Annotated in this window: 19 protein-coding genes; 8 read left to right on the forward strand and 11 right to left on the reverse strand. The window is 61.1% G+C overall.

Translation table 11 applies throughout. The annotated features are described in order from the left end of the window. Positions 1–207: 207 nt before the first annotated feature. The 9 genes from SM763_RS17190 to SM763_RS17230 form a co-directional block, all read right to left on the reverse strand. On the reverse strand, positions 208–987 hold the full coding sequence (locus tag SM763_RS17190; protein ID WP_065272523.1) for a succinate dehydrogenase iron-sulfur subunit: 780 nt from the start codon (positions 985–987) through the stop codon (positions 208–210). A gap of 147 nt (positions 988–1,134) precedes the next feature. After that, a complete protein-coding gene (locus SM763_RS17195) occupies positions 1,135–2,016 on the reverse strand; it encodes a hypothetical protein (protein WP_368999292.1) in 882 nt (293 codons plus the stop codon). 128 nt (positions 2,017–2,144) lie between these two features. Then, entirely contained in the window at positions 2,145–3,950 is a 1,806-nt protein-coding gene (gene sdhA / locus SM763_RS17200; protein WP_274827605.1) for a succinate dehydrogenase flavoprotein subunit, read from the reverse strand. Between the two features lie 15 nt (positions 3,951–3,965). After that, the gene (gene sdhD / locus SM763_RS17205; RefSeq protein ID WP_065272520.1) at positions 3,966–4,337 is read right to left on the reverse strand and encodes a succinate dehydrogenase, hydrophobic membrane anchor protein; all 372 of its coding nucleotides are present in this window, start codon (positions 4,335–4,337) and stop codon (positions 3,966–3,968) included. A 21-nt stretch (positions 4,338–4,358) separates the two neighbouring features. Continuing rightward, positions 4,359–4,742: a succinate dehydrogenase, cytochrome b556 subunit gene (gene sdhC / locus SM763_RS17210; protein ID WP_065272519.1), complete on the reverse strand. Its 384-nt coding sequence runs from the start codon at positions 4,740–4,742 to the stop codon at positions 4,359–4,361. Positions 4,743–5,041: 299 nt separating this feature from the next. Further along, on the reverse strand, positions 5,042–6,088 hold the full coding sequence (locus SM763_RS17215) for a MaoC family dehydratase (protein WP_274834617.1): 1,047 nt from the start codon (positions 6,086–6,088) through the stop codon (positions 5,042–5,044). After that, a complete protein-coding gene (locus SM763_RS17220; protein WP_065272517.1) occupies positions 6,088–6,291 on the reverse strand; it encodes a DUF1737 domain-containing protein in 204 nt (67 codons plus the stop codon). Before SM763_RS17220 ends, SM763_RS17215 begins: the two co-directional genes overlap by 1 nt. Before the next feature lie 7 nt (positions 6,292–6,298). Next, on the reverse strand, positions 6,299–6,847 hold the full coding sequence (locus SM763_RS17225) for an NnrU family protein (protein ID WP_065272516.1): 549 nt from the start codon (positions 6,845–6,847) through the stop codon (positions 6,299–6,301). Between the two features lie 36 nt (positions 6,848–6,883). After that, positions 6,884–7,738 carry an HpcH/HpaI aldolase/citrate lyase family protein gene (locus SM763_RS17230; RefSeq protein WP_368999293.1) on the reverse strand — a complete coding sequence of 285 codons (855 nt, stop codon included), beginning with the start codon at positions 7,736–7,738 and terminating at the stop codon, positions 6,884–6,886. Between the two features lie 412 nt (positions 7,739–8,150). On the opposite strand from SM763_RS17230, the gene SM763_RS17235 reads away from it, so the two are divergent. Then, complete coding sequence (locus SM763_RS17235; protein WP_065272514.1) at positions 8,151–8,465, forward strand: hypothetical protein; 315 nt, start codon at positions 8,151–8,153, stop codon at positions 8,463–8,465. A 42-nt stretch (positions 8,466–8,507) separates the two neighbouring features. Here the strand turns inward: SM763_RS17235 and SM763_RS17240 are convergent, their stop codons facing one another. Further along, positions 8,508–9,263, reverse strand: coding sequence for a sulfite exporter TauE/SafE family protein (locus SM763_RS17240; RefSeq protein WP_368999362.1), 756 nt, complete (start codon positions 9,261–9,263; stop codon positions 8,508–8,510). A 160-nt stretch (positions 9,264–9,423) separates the two neighbouring features. On the opposite strand from SM763_RS17240, the gene mdh reads away from it, so the two are divergent. Continuing rightward, positions 9,424–10,386, forward strand: a complete 963-nt coding sequence (gene mdh / locus SM763_RS17245; protein ID WP_065272512.1) for a malate dehydrogenase — start codon at positions 9,424–9,426, stop codon at positions 10,384–10,386. Between the two features lie 67 nt (positions 10,387–10,453). On the opposite strand, the gene SM763_RS17250 is transcribed toward mdh, so the two are convergent. Next, positions 10,454–11,041 carry a TetR/AcrR family transcriptional regulator gene (locus SM763_RS17250; protein WP_368999294.1) on the reverse strand — a complete coding sequence of 196 codons (588 nt, stop codon included), beginning with the start codon at positions 11,039–11,041 and terminating at the stop codon, positions 10,454–10,456. A gap of 83 nt (positions 11,042–11,124) precedes the next feature. Here SM763_RS17250 and SM763_RS17255 point away from each other — a divergent pair, with 83 nt between their 5' ends. The 6 genes from SM763_RS17255 to SM763_RS17280 all read left to right on the forward strand — a co-directional run bounded on the left by SM763_RS17255 (position 11,125) and on the right by SM763_RS17280 (position 18,159). After that, positions 11,125–11,538: a DUF4345 domain-containing protein gene (locus SM763_RS17255; RefSeq protein WP_368999295.1), complete on the forward strand. Its 414-nt coding sequence runs from the start codon at positions 11,125–11,127 to the stop codon at positions 11,536–11,538. Between the two features lie 371 nt (positions 11,539–11,909). Continuing rightward, positions 11,910–13,103, forward strand: coding sequence for an ADP-forming succinate--CoA ligase subunit beta (gene sucC / locus SM763_RS17260; protein WP_368999296.1), 1,194 nt, complete (start codon positions 11,910–11,912; stop codon positions 13,101–13,103). Between the two features lie 6 nt (positions 13,104–13,109). After that, entirely contained in the window at positions 13,110–13,643 is a 534-nt protein-coding gene (locus tag SM763_RS17265) for a hypothetical protein (protein ID WP_368999297.1), read from the forward strand. 56 nt (positions 13,644–13,699) lie between these two features. Then, complete coding sequence (gene sucD / locus SM763_RS17270; RefSeq protein WP_065272509.1) at positions 13,700–14,587, forward strand: succinate--CoA ligase subunit alpha; 888 nt, start codon at positions 13,700–13,702, stop codon at positions 14,585–14,587. A gap of 288 nt (positions 14,588–14,875) precedes the next feature. After that, the gene (locus tag SM763_RS17275) at positions 14,876–15,166 is read left to right on the forward strand and encodes a hypothetical protein (protein ID WP_065272508.1); all 291 of its coding nucleotides are present in this window, start codon (positions 14,876–14,878) and stop codon (positions 15,164–15,166) included. A gap of 41 nt (positions 15,167–15,207) precedes the next feature. Then, complete coding sequence (locus SM763_RS17280; protein WP_368999298.1) at positions 15,208–18,159, forward strand: 2-oxoglutarate dehydrogenase E1 component; 2,952 nt, start codon at positions 15,208–15,210, stop codon at positions 18,157–18,159. Positions 18,160–18,166 lie beyond the last annotated feature (7 nt).

The following is an 18,166-nucleotide window of genomic DNA, read 5'->3' on the forward strand; positions in this document are numbered from 1 at the left end:
TCCACATCAACGAGCTGCGCGAAATCACCGATGACGTCATCCAGGCCGCCGCCTCAACCCTCGTCATCGGAGCGGCCAATTAACGTGCAAAAATCAGTGCCACTTACCGTGAAAAGTCACAAGGAGGGGCGGCGCCCCCAGCCCAAAAGAAACCGCCGCGACGAGGGACTCGTCGCGGCGGATCAGATTTCAAAACCGTTATTGGGATCAGACGGCGCGTTCGACCATCATCTGCTTGATATGAGCAATCGCCTTGGCGGGGTTCAGGCCCTTCGGGCAGGTCTTGGCGCAGTTCATGATGCTGTGGCAGCGATAAAGCTTGAACGGATCTTCCAGCTGATCCAGACGCTCGCCGGTGGCTTCATCGCGGCTGTCGATGATCCAGCGGTAGGCGTGCAGCAGCGCGGCCGGGCCGAGGTAGCGATCGCCGTTCCACCAGTAGCTCGGGCAGGAGGTCGAGCAGCTGGCGCACATCACGCATTCATAAAGACCGTCGAGCTTCTTGCGGTCCTCGATGGACTGTTTCCATTCTTTCGCGGGACGGTTGGTCTTGGTCTCCAGCCACGGCATGATCGAGGCATGCTGCGCGTAGAAATGCGTCAGGTCGGGGATCAGGTCCTTCACCACCGGCATATGCGGCAGCGGGTAGATCTTCACGTCGCCCTTCACCTCATCCAGGCCATAGATACAGGCCAGGGTGTTGATCCCGTCGATGTTCATCGCGCAGGAGCCACAGATGCCTTCGCGGCAGGAGCGGCGGAAGGTCAGCGTCGGATCGATCTCGTTCTTGATCTTGATCAGCGCGTCCAGAACCATGGGACCGCATTTGTCCATGTCCAGGAAATAGGTATCCACCTGCGGGTTCTTGCCGTCATCCGGGTTCCAGCGATAGATCTGGAACTTGCGGACATTGGTTGCGCCTTCAGGCTTGGGCCACGTCTTACCCGTGGTGATCTTGGAGTTTTTCGGAAGTGCGAATTCGACCATAGATCTGTCTCCTTGCTTAGCCGCCCATCGTCAGGGACCAAAGCGGTGCCTGCAGACAGGAGATCGGATGAACCGGCGCGGGGCGACCCTGCCGGAAAGCGAGTGTTGCGCCCAAAAGGGCGTCAGCGTTGTTATCTGCGGGGGCCATCATGCCAGCCCTCCGTTTGCCATCGGTGCCTTGGCCGCGATGCCGGACAGCACGGCAGCATCTGCGGGGAACAGGCGCGACAGCCGGTCGGTGAGCGCGGTATCGCGCGCCGCAAGGTGCAGCACCGCCTGATATTCCGCATCCCCGGCCATCTGGCGCCAGCGTTGATCGGTCTGCAGGTCTTCGGCGCTCTGCGCCTCTTTCTGGAAAGAGGAGCCACCGCCATAGCGCTGCACGGTGCCAAGGGTATTGTCGCGGGTCTCAAGGCCCAGTTCCGCCAGCAACGCGGCGCGATAGGCGTCCTCACCGCACCAGCGATCATAAGAGATACAGCTGATCGCCAGATCGCGGGCCTGTTCGACCAGTCCCAGCAGCCGGGTATAGGTGTCCATGGCGCGCAGCAGGATCGCGTTGCGCCGCACCAGGCTGTAACCGGAATTGCCCTGCATCTTTTTCAGAAGCGAGGCAGACCAGTTGAGGAAACTGCGATAGATCACCACGTTGCGGGTCAAGAGCCCCTCATCAAAGGGACCAGAGACCTGCCGCTCACCAGTGAATTCTGCCGGAGAGGTATCCTCGTAGGACATCACCAGAAGCGCGCCATTGCCTGCCGTGCCTGCAACCGAAGCCATGTCACGCAGCGCCTTGTGCTGCGGCGCATGGGCACCGTCCACTTCGATCCCGCGAAAGGACCGGAACGGATCGCTGCCCGGCTTGCAATTGTTGAGGAACACCGACCGTCCGCCCGGCGCATTGCGTTGCATCCACCCCACGATGGCGTGGTTGCCCGAGCGGCGCATGCCGAACAGGCGCAGGGCAACGCCGGGGATAATCCCCAGTTGCTGCCATGCAAAGACCGGTTGCGATGCGACAGAGGCCATCAGATGCCCCTCCCGTCACAGGCAATATCACAGGCCCGCACAGCCCCGCATGCAGTCAGGCGCCCCCCCGGAAGGGGACGCGCTGCATGATGCAAGGGATATGCGGCCAGACGCATGGGTGTACTGCCTCAAAAGGTCCGCGCTTTGGGCGCGATCCGCTTGAGGCTGATGCCGCCCTCGGCTTCGGTGCTGAGCGGATCCACGACCACCGGACGATAGCTGAGATCGACCGAGTTGCCTTCGACGCGGGCAACCGAGTGGACGCGCCAGTTTTCGTCGTCACGGGTGGTGAAATCCTCATGCGCGTGGGCGCCGCGGCTTTCCTTGCGGGCCTCTGCGCCAACAATGGTGGCCAGCGCGTTCGGCATCAGGTTGGTCAGCTCCAGCGTCTCCATCAGGTCAGAGTTCCAGACCAGCGAGCGGTCGGTAACCTTGAGGTCGCCCAGTTTCGCCGCGATGGCGGTCATCTTCTCGACGCCTTCGGCCATGGTTTCCGAGGTACGGAACACGGCCGCATCGGATTGCATGGTGCGCTGCATTTCCAGACGCAGATCCGCGGTCGGGATGCCGCCATTTGCGTTGCGCAGCCCGTCGAACCGGTCAAAGGCCTTGTCGATCTGGGACTGGTTCAGCACCGGGTTCGGCGCGTCTGCATCCACCACCTTACCGGCGCGGATCGCAGCGGCGCGGCCAAACACCACGAGGTCAATGAGCGAGTTCGAACCCAGACGGTTGGCACCGTGTACCGAGGCGCAGCCCGCTTCGCCCACGGCCATCAGGCCCGGCACCACGGCGGTGGGGTCTTCGGCAGTGGGGTTCAGCACTTCGCCCCAGTAGTTGGTCGGAATGCCGCCCATGTTGTAGTGTACAGTCGGCAGAACCGGGATCGGCTCCTTGGTGACATCGACACCGGCAAAGATCTTGGCGCTTTCCGAGATGCCCGGCAGACGTTCGGCCAGGGCTTCGGGCGGCAGGTGCGACAGGTTCAGGTGAATGTGATCACCATGTTCGCCCACACCGCGGCCTTCGCGGATCTCCATCGTCATGGAGCGGGAGACATAGTCACGCGGGGCAAGGTCCTTGTACTGGGGCGCGTAACGCTCCATGAACCGTTCGCCTTCGGAGTTGGTGAGATAGCCACCTTCGCCGCGCGCACCTTCGGTAATCAGGCAGCCGGAGCCATAGATGCCGGTCGGGTGGAACTGCACGAATTCCATGTCCTGCAGCGGCAGACCCGCACGCGCCACCATGCCGCCACCGTCGCCGGTGCAGGTGTGGGCCGAGGTGGCGCTGAAATAGGCACGACCATAACCACCAGTGGCCAGAACGACCATCTTGGCATTGAAGACATGCATTGTGCCGTCGTCGAGTTTCCAGCAAACAACGCCCTGGCACTGCCCATCTTCGGACATGATCAGGTCGATGGCGAAATACTCGATGTAGAACTCGGCGTTGTTCTTGAGGCTTTGGCCATAAAGCGTGTGCAGGATGGCGTGACCGGTCCGGTCAGCCGCGGCACAGGTCCGCTGCACGGCGGGGCCTTCGCCGAATTCGGTGGTGTGACCACCGAACGGACGCTGGTAGATCTTGCCTTCTTCGGTACGCGAGAAGGGCACGCCATAGTGTTCCAGCTCGTAAACCGCCTTGGGCGCTTCGCGGGCGAGGTATTCCATCGCGTCGGTGTCACCCAGCCAGTCCGAGCCTTTGACGGTGTCATACATGTGCCACTGCCAGTGGTCCGGGCCCATGTTCGACAGCGAGGCGGCGATACCGCCCTGCGCCGCAACCGTGTGGGAGCGGGTCGGGAAAACCTTGGTCACACAGGCCGTGCGCAGCCCCTGCTCGGCCATGCCGAGAGTCGCGCGCAGACCGGCGCCGCCGGCCCCCACCACGACCACGTCATAGTCATGTGTTTCGTATTCGTAAGCAGCCATTGGGAACCTCGGGGATTAAAGGGCCAGACGGACGAGGGCGTAAACCCCGGTCACGGCGACGGCGTAGGACAGGCAGGTCATCAGGATGATCGCCAGACGGCCCTTGAAGCCGTGGACGTAATCCTCAAGCATGATCTGCGCACCCGATTTAAAGTGCATCATGCCGACCCAGATGGTCAGCGCGGCGATGATCGCCGGGAAAGGACGCGCGTAATAGGCGGTGATCTCTTCGTAGGATCCGCCCAGCGCGCAGCCGAAGGTGAAGATGAACAGCGGCACCAGGATCAGCAGCGCGACCGAGCTGACCTGCATCGACCAATGATGCTCGGTTCCGGATTTCGCGGCGCCCATGCCAATGGCGCGCTTGCGGTCTGTAAGATATCGCATAGCTTTCTCTCTCCCTTGGCGTCAGACGATGATCAGGGTGATGGCGGTCAGGACGACCGACCCGATGACGACAACCCAGCCCAGTTTCTGCGCGGGTTCCAGATCCATCATCTTGCCGTTGTCCCAGAGCAGGTGACGCACACCGGCCAGCAGGTGATACCACATGCCCAGGACCGACAGGCTGAGGACCAGATCGCCGAACCAGCTGGTCAGCACTCCGTTGGCGATTGCGAAATATTCAGCAGAGGTCGCCGCAGCGAGGAACCACCAGACAACCAGCAATGCGGTCACGATCAGGGCGTTGCCTGTGATCCGCGTGAGGATCGAGGTGACAGAGGTGATCTGCGGGCGGTAAATCGACAGATGCGGCGAAAGCGGGCGATTGCCCCGATTTACATCGGCCATGTTGGCTCCTTTCCGGTTAGCTGCTCACGTTTTAGCGGATTTTTGCGCGCTGTCACGCAAACGAGTGGTAAAAATCGGGTCATATTTGTACTGCATCGCAGAAAAGCCGGATTTTGTGATCACGCGGGTCAGATAAGTGATCACAAATCTTGGTTTCCCAAAAATTGCGCAGAATCACGGCTGCGGCGCTTCGGCTCCGCCTGGCCGACGATATATCCGTATTTCGATGTCAGAAGTGTAGTGCCCCCGCACCGTCCCGGGCAACAGCCGGGTCGCAAGCGGGGGCGTGCCTTTTGAGCTTACTTGGGCATCAGCGCCCAGTAGTCGAGATCCAGCAGGACCTCGGGCAGGTATTTGCCGTCTTCGCCCTTCAGCGCGAAGGGGGCGCCGCCGCTGGTGGCGACCAGGCGCAGGCGGATGGCACCGACGCCGGGGGCTTCGGTATCGGCCTTGTCCAGTACCTCGGACCAAGCGCGGATGGTGGTGCCGGACAGGCAGGGGTTCGCATGCGCACCGCCGTTGAGCCCGACGATCATCTGCGCATTGGCCAACCCGTTGAAGGACAGCGCCCGCGCCATGGAGATGACATGACCGCCATAGATCAGCCGGGTACCATCGGGCCGCGCGGTGGCGTCGAAATGGACCTTGGCGGTGTTCTGCCACAGACGGGTGGCTAGCATATGCTCGGCCTCTTCAACCGTCACACCATCGACGTGGTCGATGGTTTCGCCCACCTCGTAATCACCCCAGCGATGTGCCTCCCCGGCGAGGGTGAAATCATAACCGCTGAAATCAAGGCCACCCGGGATCTTCAGATCCGAGGCCGGGATCACCTTGCTCAACTCGGGGATCACGGTTTCGGGCGCGGGCGCATCAAGGTCCTTCTTACGCACCATCACCCAGCGCACGTATTCCATCACGACATCGTCGTTCTGGTTCAGCCCGCGGGTCCGCACGTAGACCACGCCCGATTTGCCGTTGGAGTTCTGCTTGACCCCGATCACCTCGGATTCCGAGCGCAGCGTGTCGCCCTCATAGACCGGCAAGAGCCAGCGGCCCTCGGCATAGCCCAGGTTCGCCACGGCATTGAGCGAGATATCCGGTACCGTCTTGCCGAATACGATGTGGAAGGCCGCCAGATCATCCAGCGGCGCTGCAGGCAGACCACAGCCGCGCGCAAATTCATCCGAGGAATAGAGCGCATGACGCGCCGGATAGAGCGCGTGATACAGCGCCCTTTCGCCCCCCGAAACGGTGCGCGGCACCGCGTGGGCGATCACATCCCCCACCTTGTAGTCTTCGAAAAAGCGCCCCGGATTGGTTTTCGCAGCTGTGGTCTTGGCCATCAGTGCTCTCCTAGTTTTGTGTCAGGTGTGTAAGTGCCTTCCACCTCTTTCACCACGGATTGGCCGCAACGCATGATGCCCTTGACCGGGTCAAAGGTCTGGGTGGGACTGCCATACAGCTCCCATCCCTTGTTCAGCGCATCGGTCACCTTGTGACAAAAGGCAGAAGTGTCGTCTTCGCTCAGAAAGCGGTAAAGTTTCATGGCTCAGTTACCCCGGAAATGGTGTGGGGCCGATCAGCCCGTGAATATAGCCGATCACCGCGAGCAGCACGATCGAGGCGACAAAGAACATGCCATCCTTGGCGATGCTGCCCTTGGGCCCGGGCGTCCATTGCGGCTCTGCACGGTTGATCAGCATCATCTGCACCGGAACATAAAGCAGCATACCGCCAAACAGCACGATCGAGGCGAGATCGCCATTGACCAGAAGGTGCGCAATCGCCCAAAGCGCGAAACCCGTCAGCATCGGATGCCGCATACCGGACAGCAGCGCGCCCTTTTTCGGGGCCGGCGACATCATATAGATGGCGATCAGCACCAGCAGGTTATTGATATGCACCATGAAGGACGGCGGCGCCCAGACGTAGATGAAATCTGTAGCGCGATAGCCGATGACCATCAGGACAATGCCCGCCACGATGGCCAATGCGGTGATCCCCTTGCCTTTGTCGCCAAGGGAGGCGCGCGCGTCGGGGGCGAGGCGTTTAAACATATGCCCGCCCCACCAAAGCAGGATGCCCAGGACCAGAAGTGCCATATCAGTCTCCGATTTAGGTGTTAAACTGATTCACACCTAGGCCGAAATGGCTGCGATTGCATCCGCTTTTGCAAGAATCTCCCGCGCTGTCGCGACGTGCAGGTTCTCGACGATTTTGCCATCAACCACGGCTACGCCCTGCCCCGAGGCTTCGACCTCTTCAAAGGCGGCAATCTGGCGGCGGGCCAGATCAATCTCGGCCTCAGACGGGGCAAAGGCGGTGTTGGTCACATCAACCTGCGCGGGGTGGATCAGCGTCTTGCCGTCAAAGCCCATGTCGCGGCCCTGATCGCATTCAACTTTCAGCCCCTCATCATCCTTGAAGGCATTGTAGACGCCATCGACGATGATCTTACCTTCGGCCTTGGCCGCGAGCAGGCACAGGCCCAGCCCGGCCATCATCGGCAGGCGGTCGGCGCGGAACCGGGTCTGCAACTCCTTGGCCAGATCGTTGGTGCCCATCACCATGCCCTGCAATTTGGGATGCGCTGCGATCTCCGCCGCATTCAGCATGCCGCGCGGGGTTTCCATCATTGCCCAGAGCGGCTTGTCACCGGTGATTTCGGCCAGCGCGTCCAGATCAGCCGACGAGGAAACCTTCGGCAGCAGGATCGCATCGCAATCCATCTTTGCCGCTGCCTCGGCATCGGCGCGGCCCCACTGGGTGTCCAGCCCATTGATCCGCACGATCCGCACCCGGGCGCCATAGCCCCCTTCGGCCAGCGCCGTGGCCAGCGTGTCGCGGGCGTTTTCCTTTTCCTCGACCGAAACCGCGTCCTCAAGGTCAAAGATCACCGCATCAACCGGCAGGTTGCGGGCCTTGTCCAGCGCGCGCGGCTTTGAGCCGGGGATATACAGAACCGAACGATAAGGGCGGGTGCGCGGGTCCATCTGATCTCTCCAAGTTATTTTGTTGCGCAAACCGGTATAGATTCGGCCAGATACTTTCAAGAAAAATCCTGCCGCAGTGCAGAAAGCACAAAATCCGCGCAACAAAGCCCTTGAATTTCCAACCGAATCGTGGGTGCGCACAGGGTTAACCTGTTATCAGCACCTTCTTGGCACAGTTTACCTATCGCGCAGGTGATCACGGCCAGCCCATTTCAGTCCGACTGTGATCCGCCCGCACGGGGCCGGAATGGCCTGCATTGAACCTGCTGACCCGGCGGTCCGCAGCACTCCCCTGGGCCAAAGGCCCGCATAACGATTACGTCACTCACACACCGGCCCACACATGGGACTTCGGAAGAGCGCAGGTTGCTGTCTCTTTCCCTGTCAGGCCGTTCGGGAAAGGGTAAAACCCATGAAGAAGACGATGTTCAAAACAACCGCAGGTCTGGCCATCCTGGTGCTGACCGCAACGCAATCCTTCGCCCAGGGCCGCAACTGCGCCCCGCGCGAGGTCGTCGTCGGACGACTGGCCGAAAAATACGGCGAAAGCCGCCAAAGCATCGGCATTGGCGGTCAGGGCGTGGTGATGGAGACCTTTGCCTCGACCGAATCCGGCACCTGGACCATCACCGTGACGATGCCCAATGGCATGACCTGCCTGATGGCCTCGGGCCAATCCTACGAGGCGCTGGCCGAAGCCCTGCCCAACGCAGACAACGACGCCTGATACGGCCTGCTGACACGGGCCGGGATGCGCAGGGCCTAGCCCTCAGGTCAGCCCGTCCCAGATCAGTTTGACGCCCGTCACCGTCAGCAGGACATAGGCCAAGGCAAAGAATACCCTTTCGGGAATGCTGTGGTGCAGCCGCACCCCCGCCCATGTCCCGAATAGGGCAAAGGGCGCCAGCATCAGATCCAGTTTCAGCGTCTCGGCGCTGAACAGGCCCAGCCCGGCATAGGGCACGGCCTTGGCGATGTTCAGCACCCAGAAGACCAGCACAGTGGTTGCCTGATATTCGGTTTTCGTAGGGCGGCGGCTCAGCAGATAGACCGCGGCGGGCGGCCCGCCCGCGTGGCTGACGAAGCTGGTGAAGCCCGCAACGCCCCCGGCCAGAACCCCGCTCCAGCCCGGCAGATCGCGCTGCGCCCGCATGGCCAACCCGATGCGGCCGCGCAATTGCCAGATCACAAAGGCAATCGACAGCCCCCCGATCAACAGCCGCATGGTATCGGCCTCGATTGCGGAGAACAGCCAGGCCCCCAGCGCCACCCCCGGCAACCCGCCCGCGATCAGCAACAGAACATCGCGCCCATTCCAGCGCCGCCAATAGGGTCTGAGAGACGCCACATCGATCAGCATCAACAGCGGCAGCATCAGCGCAAGCGCCTGACCCGGCTCGACAATCAGTGCAAGAATCGAAGCTCCGGCAAAGGCCGCGCCCGAGCCAAAGCCGCCCTTGGACACCCCGGCAAAGACCACGGCAGGCACCGCAACGGCGAAAAACATCGGGCTGACATCCACCATCGGCACGCAGCAGAACTCCTTTATTTCAAAATCATTTAGCCCGCCTATCCACTGGCCCGCAAGCCGCGCAAACCCCACGCCGCAGCGCAGAAGGCTTGCGTGGCGGCGCGTTAGGGCTTAGGCATCGCTGCAAATTCAACCGGACCGGAGAGACATCCCCATGGCACGACCCAAAATCGCCCTTATCGGCGCAGGTCAGATCGGTGGCACCCTTGCCCATCTCGCAGCTCTGAAAGAACTCGGCGACGTCGTTCTTTTCGATATTGCCGAAGGCACCCCGGAAGGCAAAGCGCTGGATATCGCAGAATCCGGTCCCTCCGAAGGCTTTGACGCCTCGCTGAAGGGCACCCAGAGCTATGCCGATATCGCGGGCGCAGACGTCTGCATCGTCACCGCCGGCGTGCCGCGCAAGCCGGGCATGAGCCGCGATGACCTGCTGGGCATCAACCTGAAAGTCATGAAATCCGTTGGCGAAGGCATCCGCGACAACGCGCCCGACGCTTTCGTGATCTGCATCACCAACCCGCTGGACGCAATGGTCTGGGCTCTGCGCGAATTCTCGGGCCTGCCCCACGAGAAAGTCTGCGGCATGGCCGGCGTTCTGGACTCCGCCCGCTTCCGCCACTTCCTGGCCGAAGAATTCAAGGTCTCCATGAAAGACGTCACCGCCTTCGTTCTGGGCGGCCACGGCGACACCATGGTTCCGCTGACCCGCTACTCCACCGTTGCCGGTATCCCGCTGCCCGACCTGGTGCAGATGGGCTGGACCACACAAGAGAAGATGGACGCCATCGTGCAGCGTACCCGTGATGGCGGCGCCGAAATCGTTGGCCTGCTGAAAACTGGCTCCGCCTTCTACGCACCGGCGACCTCGGCAATCGAAATGGCCGAAGCCTACCTGAAAGACCAGAAGCGCGTTCTGCCCTGCGCCGCCTATGTGGACGGTGCCTTGGGCCTTAACGGCATGTACGTGGGCGTGCCCACCGTGATCGGCGCCGGCGGCGTCGAGCGCGTCATCGACATCAAGATGACCAAAGACGAGCAAGCCATGTTCGACAACTCGGTCAACGCAGTCAAAGGTCTGGTCGACGCCTGCAAAGGCATCGACGCCTCGCTGGCCTAAGACCAGCATCAAGCGATTTGGAAAAGGGTCCGGTTTTCCGGGCCCTTTTTCGTTGCGGATCAGCGGCTCACTGCTTGACCAGCGCCAGGGTGATCACCCGCTGCATCTCGGCTAGGTAATCCGCATCGGACCAGCCGTTTTCCAGCACGCAATGCGCCCAGCCATCCATGCTGAGCAGAGTGAAATAGAGATCCGTCGCCTGTGCTTCGCTTAGATGATCCAGCAGGTCGCCATCGGATTTCAGCGCCTTCACCGCCTCGGCGCAGCCTTCCTTCATGGCGCGGATCCTGTCCTGCCAAGCGGATTTCGCCTCTTCATCACTCGCGCCCATCCGCATCAACGACTGTTTCAGCGGGTAGATCTCCGGAAAGAACTCCAGCATCGCCCGAGTGTAAGCCTCCAGGCGGCTGCGCCCGTCCGGCGCCGTGCGGCTGGGCGCCAGCCGCGCCTCTATATCGAGCTGATCGCCGAAATGCAGGATCGCCGAGATCAGCATCTCCGAACGGTTAGAAAAATGGGCATAGACCGTTTGCCGGGTCACCCCGGCAGCCTTGGCCACATCCACCATCCGCAGGGGTGATCCCCCGGAAGCCAGCAGCAACGACAGGACGGTTTCAAGGAGTAGATTGCGGGTTTGCACGCGTTTATTTGACACGATGTAAGATTCCAGCTTGACACGATGTAATATTATGCGCCACAAGATCACAAATCTTACACCATGTCAAAGGAGGCACTCTCATGTCGAAATTCGTGAAACCCTATCTGTTTCTGTCCGCTGCAGTCCTGCTCTTCGTCGGGGTGATGCTCAGCTTTGCGCCCGAAGCGCTTTATGCCAGCTCTGCCCATATCCTGCCGGACAGCACCATGATCCGATCGGACCTGCGCGCAGGCGGGGTGGTGGTACTGATTTCCGGCCTTTTCGTGCTGGGCGCGGCGCTGCGCGGACGGGATATGCAACCTGCCCTGCTGCTGTCCCTGCTGATCTATGCAGGCTACGGGCTGGGCCGCATCGTCAGCATCGGATTTGACGGTACCCCAGATGCCGCACTGATCATCGTGACGGTGACCGAATGGGCGTTTGTCCTTGGCGCGCTGATTCTGCTGCGGCGCCGACAATCCGCCGACACTGCCCAGCCAATGGCTGCGCACTAACCCACCCACCTCCAGAACCGGGTCTTGCGGGTCTCATCCCATCATAATTTATAAGGTGGATGAGACCCGTTTTGCGGTCCGGGATTGCGCTGACGATCTGACCGATGCGTTGATCCGGAGGGGATCATGGCGACAGGCTTTGCCAGAGCTGCCCGTGCGAGGGTGACGACATTCGGCATTTTGAATAAATTTTCAGCGCCAGACGAATCAAGCGCCGCGTCGTCAAATTTGTGATCACAGCCCTCAAACGTGTGATCACAAATGCGAAAAAACTTCATCATTTCTCGGACTGCCGTCAGAAAACCCTTTAAACCTTTGCTCTATGACGGCGTTATAGTGACGACCAATTTAGCCAGACGGGACAGTTTTCTATGAACATCCACGAATATCAGGCCAAGGCCCTTCTCCGCAGCTACGGCGCTCCGGTGTCCGACGGGCGCGTGGTGCTGAAAGCCGATGAAGCAAAAACCGCAGCCGGCGAGCTGGACGGCCCGCTCTGGGTTGTCAAAGCGCAGATCCACGCAGGCGGCCGCGGCAAGGGCTCCTTCAAGGAAGCCGATGCCGGTGAAAAAGGCGGCGTGCGCCTGACCAAGTCGGTCGAGGAAGCCGCCGAAGAAGCCAAGAAGATGCTGGGACGCACCCTTGTGACCCACCAGACCGGCCCGGCGGGCAAACAGGTCAACCGCATCTACATCGAAGCCGGCTCCGGCATCGAGACCGAACTGTACCTGGCGCTGCTGGTAGACCGCCAGACCTCGCGCATCTCCTTTGTCTGCTCCACCGAAGGCGGCATGGACATCGAGGAAGTCGCGGCAGAGACCCCGGAAAAAATCCTCTCCTTCTCGGTCGATCCGGCCACCGGTTACCAGCCGTTCCACGGCCGCCGCATCGCCTTCTCGCTCGGTCTCCAGGGCGCGCAGGTCAAGCAGTGCGTGCAGCTGATGGGTCAGCTCTACAAGGCCTTCGTCGAAAAAGACATGGAGATGCTGGAGATCAACCCGCTGATCGTGACCGATGGCGGCGATCTGAAGGTGCTTGACGCCAAGCTGGGCTTTGACGGCAACGCCGTTTACCGCCACCCCGATGTGGCCGCCCTGCGCGACGAGACCGAAGAAGACCCCAAGGAACTCGAAGCCTCCAAGTATGACCTGAACTACATCGCGCTGGACGGTGAGATCGGCTGCATGGTGAACGGTGCGGGTCTGGCGATGGCCACAATGGACATCATCAAACTCTACGGCGCTGAGCCTGCGAACTTCCTCGACGTGGGCGGCGGCGCCACCAAGGAGAAAGTGACCGAGGCGTTCAAGATCATCACCTCTGACCCCAACGTCAAAGGCATCCTGGTCAACATCTTCGGCGGCATCATGCGCTGCGACGTCATCGCCGAGGGCGTGGTCGCCGCGGTGAAGGAAGTCGGTCTCAAGGTTCCGCTGGTCGTGCGTCTCGAAGGCACCAACGTCGAAGCGGGCAAGGAGATCATCAACACCTCCGGCCTCGATGTGATCGCGGCAGACAACCTGTCCGACGGCGCCGAGAAGATCGTGAAAGCGGTGAAGGGCTGAGCTGCCATGAAGCCGCACACCATGTTCAAGGTGATCGCACTTTCGGGGTTGGTTGCTTCATTGGGCGCATGCATGTCCAACGAGGCAAGCTTCGTTAAATCAGCTGACGGATCTGTCCAGGTTTCTGACAGCAACCCTGAAAATGTGTACGAAACTGCGTCGTTTTATCGATCCCAAGGCCGCAAAGCAGCCAAAGTTTGCGCACAGTACGAGGGCACAAATAGCGCCGTCAAAAGCGAACTTCTAAAGCTGGGCTACACTGACGGCGACACAATGATGGGCCCAGGGCTGAAAATGAAAGCTCCTTCGTTCATCTACTCGCCTATCGTGATGAAGCACACCTCGCCTTGCGTCTTCAGATTTAACAGCATCTCTGGGAGGGAGTTCTTCCAGGGGGCGACAGCAGCATTGATGGAGTTGGGTTATTCTAAATCCAGCTCAGACACATGGGCGGCTGGCAGCAAAAAAGTAAAATTGACCGGAACCGTGACGGAGTCTTCGTATGGCGCCTCTTCGAGTGTCGCAATTCTTCGTCAATAAGCCTGCGTTTTTTCTCAAAAAAGCGCGCAACATATTCCAATAGGAGACTCCTAAAAATGGCAGTCCTCATCGACGAAAACACCAAGGTCATCTGTCAGGGCTTCACCGGCTCGCAGGGCACCTTCCACTCTGAACAGGCCATCGCCTATGGCACCAAGATGGTCGGCGGCGTGACCCCCGGCAAAGGTGGTCAGACCCACCTTGACCTGCCGGTCTTCAACTCGGTCCACGAGGCCAAGCACGTGACCGAAGCCAATGCATCCGTCATCTACGTGCCGCCCCCCTTCGCGGCGGATTCCATCCTCGAAGCCATCGACGCCGAGATGGAGCTGATCGTCTGCATCACCGAAGGCATCCCGGTTCTGGACATGATGAAGGTGCAGCGCGCGCTGGAGGGCTCCAAATCGCGCCTCATCGGCCCGAACTGCCCCGGTGTCATCACGCCCGACGCCTGCAAGATCGGCATCATGCCCGGTCACATTCACAAACGCGGGAGCGTGGGTGTTGTGAGCCGTTCCGGCACCCTAACTTACGAAGCCGTGAAACAGACGTCTGATATCGGCCTCGGCCAGTCCTCTGCGGTTGGCATCGGCGGTGACCCCATCAAGGGCACCGAACACATCGACGTGCTGGACATGTTCCTCGATGACGACGAAACCCAGTCGATCATCATGATCGGTGAAATCGGCGGCTCCGCCGAAGAGGAAGCCGCAGCCTTCCTCGCCGAGCAGAAGAAGAAAGGCCGCTGGAAGCCGGTTGCTGGCTTCATCGCCGGCCGTACCGCCCCTCCGGGCCGCCGCATGGGCCACGCGGGCGCGATTGTCGCCGGCGGCAAGGGCGGCGCCGAAGACAAGATCGAAGCCATGAAATCGGCCGGTATCGTGGTCGCCGACAGCCCCGCGGGCCTGGGCGAAGCGGTGCTGAAAGCGATCGAGCTGGGCTGACGTGTCTGCGGCTGACCATATCAGCCACGGGCAGCGCCCGACCCTGGGGGGGTGCGAAAGCGCCCTCCCATGGAGTGGGTTGGGCGCTGCCCGGCGTTGCTGCCGGGCGGTGTCTTCAGTTTTGACAAATCACATTCACCCGGACCCTGTTGCTGAAGAGGCCATCCCGGCATCTTTTGCAGCAGCGTCCCGTTGCGGCTTCACCTTTCGGAAACCCGGGTCGGCCAGTCTGCTCCGAATGACCACAGGCCAAGTCGCACACGGTTCCACCCTGCAAGAGGCGCCCAAATGACTGAACACAACCCAGATGATGTCTTCCCTGCGTCCTCATTCCGCACGCGGCTGCACACCACTGCAGGCGCGCTGTGTCTTTCCGTGCTGACCGCAACCTCCGCTGCGGCCATCACCGCCCCGATGCAGGGTGTTCTGAATTTCGAACCCGGCACCCCCATCGAGGACATCAAAGCCCGCCTCGCAAACGAAATCTGCAAAGGCGCCAGTTCCATAACAATTACCTCCGGCCCGGAACCGGCGCTTGACCCGACCAAGGAACAAGTCACGTTCCAGTGCGAACCCTGATCTGACCCCACAACCGCATACCGACTCTTCGGGAGTTATAGATGACCGACCAAAGCCCAAATGACATTTTCCATGCGTCCTCGTTCATGCAAGGACACAATGCGGAATATCTGGAGCAGCTTTATGCCCAGTATGCCAATGACCCGAGTGCGGTAGATGCCGCCTGGGCCGAGTTCTTCCGCCAGATGGGCGATGCCGAGCTTGACGTGAAAGCCGAGGCCGCAGGCCCGTCCTGGGCCCGCAGCGACTGGCCGCCCGCGCCCAATGACGATCTGACCGGTGCGCTGACCGGCGAATGGCCCGCTCCGGTGGAGGCCAAGGCCGCAGGCAAGAAGATCGCAGAGAAGGCCGCAAAGGCCGGGGTTGAGGTCTCGGACGAACAGATCCAACGCGCGGTGCTGGATTCGATCCGCGCCCTGATGCTGATCCGCGCCTACCGGATCCGGGGCCACCTGGCCGCCGATCTGGACCCGCTGGGCATGCGCGGCCAGACCCCGCACCCGGAGCTGGACCCCAAGACCTATGGCTTCACCGATGCGGACATGGACCGGCCAATCTTCATCGACAACGTGCTGGGGCTTCAGGTCGCCTCGATGCGGCAGATCATCGACATCGTGAAGCGCACCTATTGCGGCACCTTTGCGCTGCAATACATGCATATCTCCGATCCCGAGCAGTCCTCCTGGCTGAAAGAGCGGATCGAAGGTTTCGGCAAGGAAATCCAGTTCACCCGCGAGGGCCGCAAGGCGATCCTCAACAAGATGGTCGAGGCCGAAGGTTTCGAGAAGTTCCTGCACGTCAAATACATGGGCACCAAGCGCTTTGGCCTGGATGGCGGCGAGAGCCTGATCCCGGCGATGGAGCAGATCATCAAGCGTGGCGGTAACCTTGGCATCGAGGAAATCGTCATCGGCATGCCGCACCGTGGCCGCCTGTCGGTTCTGGCCAACGTGATGCAGAAACCCTATCGCGCCATCTTCAACGAATTCCAGGGCGGCAGCTTCAAGCCCGAAGACGTGGATGGCTCGGGCGACGTGAAATATCACCTCGGCGCCTCCTCGGACCGCGAGTTCGACAACAACACCGTTCACCTGTCCCTGACCGCCAACCCCTCGCACCTTGAGGCGGTGAATCCGGTGGTTCTGGGCAAGGTCCGCGCGAAGCAGGACCAGAAGAGTGACGCCACCCGCACCAAGGTTCTGCCGATCCTGCTGCACGGCGATGCGGCCTTTGCCGGTCAAGGCGTTGTGGCGGAATGTTTTGCCCTGTCGGGCCTGCGCGGACACAAGACCGGCGGCACCATCCATATCGTGGTGAACAACCAGATCGGTTTCACCACCGCGCCGCATTTCTCGCGCTCCTCGCCCTACCCCACCGACAACGCGCTGGTGGTCGAGGCGCCGATCTTCCATGTCAACGGCGACGATCCCGAAGCCGTGGTGCACGCCGCCAAGGTCGCGACCGAGTTCCGTCAGAAGTTCGGCAAAGACGTGGTCATCGACATGTTCTGCTACCGCCGGTTCGGTCACAACGAGGGCGACGAGCCCATGTTCACCAACCCGCTGATGTACAAGAACATCAAGAGCCATAAGACCACGCTCAGCCTCTATACCGAGCGTCTGGTCAAGGACGGTCTGATCCCCGAGGGCGAAATCGAGGACATGAAGGCCGCCTTCCAAGCCAAGCTGAACGAGGAATTCGAAGCCGGTAAGGACTTCAAGCCCAACAAGGCCGACTGGCTGGATGGCCGCTGGTCGCATCTGGACAAGCAGAAGGACGACTATCAGCGCGGTCAGACCTCGATCAGCGAAGAGACCTTCAACGAGGTTGCCGGTGCCCTGACCCGCCTGCCCGACGGTTTCCCGGTGCACAAGACCATCGGTCGCTTCCTCGATGCACGCGCCAAGATGTTCGAAAACGGTGCTGGCATCGACTGGGCCACCGGCGAGGCACTGGCCTTTGGCTCGCTCCTGACCGAAGGCTACCCGGTACGTCTGGCCGGGCAGGACTCCACCCGTGGCACCTTCTCGCAGCGCCATTCCGGCATCGTGAACCAGGACACCGAAGAACGCTACTACCCGGTCAACAACATCCGGGCGGGCCAGTCGCAATACGAGGTGATCGATTCCGCCCTGTCGGAATACGCGGTTCTGGGCTTTGAGTACGGCTATTCGCTGGCCGAGCCCAACGCGCTGACCCTGTGGGAAGCCCAGTTCGGCGATTTCGCCAACGGCGCCCAGATCATGTTCGACCAGTTCATCTCCTCCGGTGAAAGCAAATGGCTGCGGATGTCCGGCCTTGTCTGCCTTCTGCCGCATGGTTTCGAAGGTCAGGGCCCCGAGCACTCCTCGGCGCGTCTGGAACGCTTCCTGCAGATGTGCGGACAGGACAACTGGATCGTCGCCAACTGCACCACACCGGCGAACTACTTCCACATCCTGCGCCGTCAGTTGCACCGCACCTTCCGCAAGCCGCTGGTGCTGATGACACCGAAGTCGCTGCTGCGCCATAAGCTGGCGGTCAGCAAGACCGAGGCATTCACCACCGGTTCCAGCTTCCACCGGGTGCTGTGGGATGACGCCCAGCACGGCAATTCGGAAACCAAACTGGCTGCCGACGACAAGATCAAGCGCGTCGTGCTGTGCTCGGGCAAGGTCTATTACGACCTTTTGGAAGAGCGCGACGCCCGCGGCATCGACGACATCTACCTGATGCGGATCGAACAGTATTACCCCTTCCCGGCGATCAGCTTGGTGAAGGAGCTGGAGCGGTTCAAGGATGCCGAAGTGGTCTGGTGCCAGGAAGAGCCCAAGAACCAGGGCGCCTGGACCTTTATCGAGCCCAACATCGAATGGGTGTTGACCCGCATCGGCTCCAAGCACACCCGGCCCCAATACGTCGGCCGCGCCACATCGGCTTCGCCCGCGACGGGCCTGGCCAGCCAACACAAAGCCCAACAAGCCGCGCTTGTGAATGAAGCGCTGAGCATCTGAGGAAAAG

This window comes from Pseudophaeobacter sp. C1-32P7 (assembly GCF_041008775.1).
GTDB lineage: Bacteria > Pseudomonadota > Alphaproteobacteria > Rhodobacterales > Rhodobacteraceae > Phycobacter > Phycobacter gallaeciensis_A.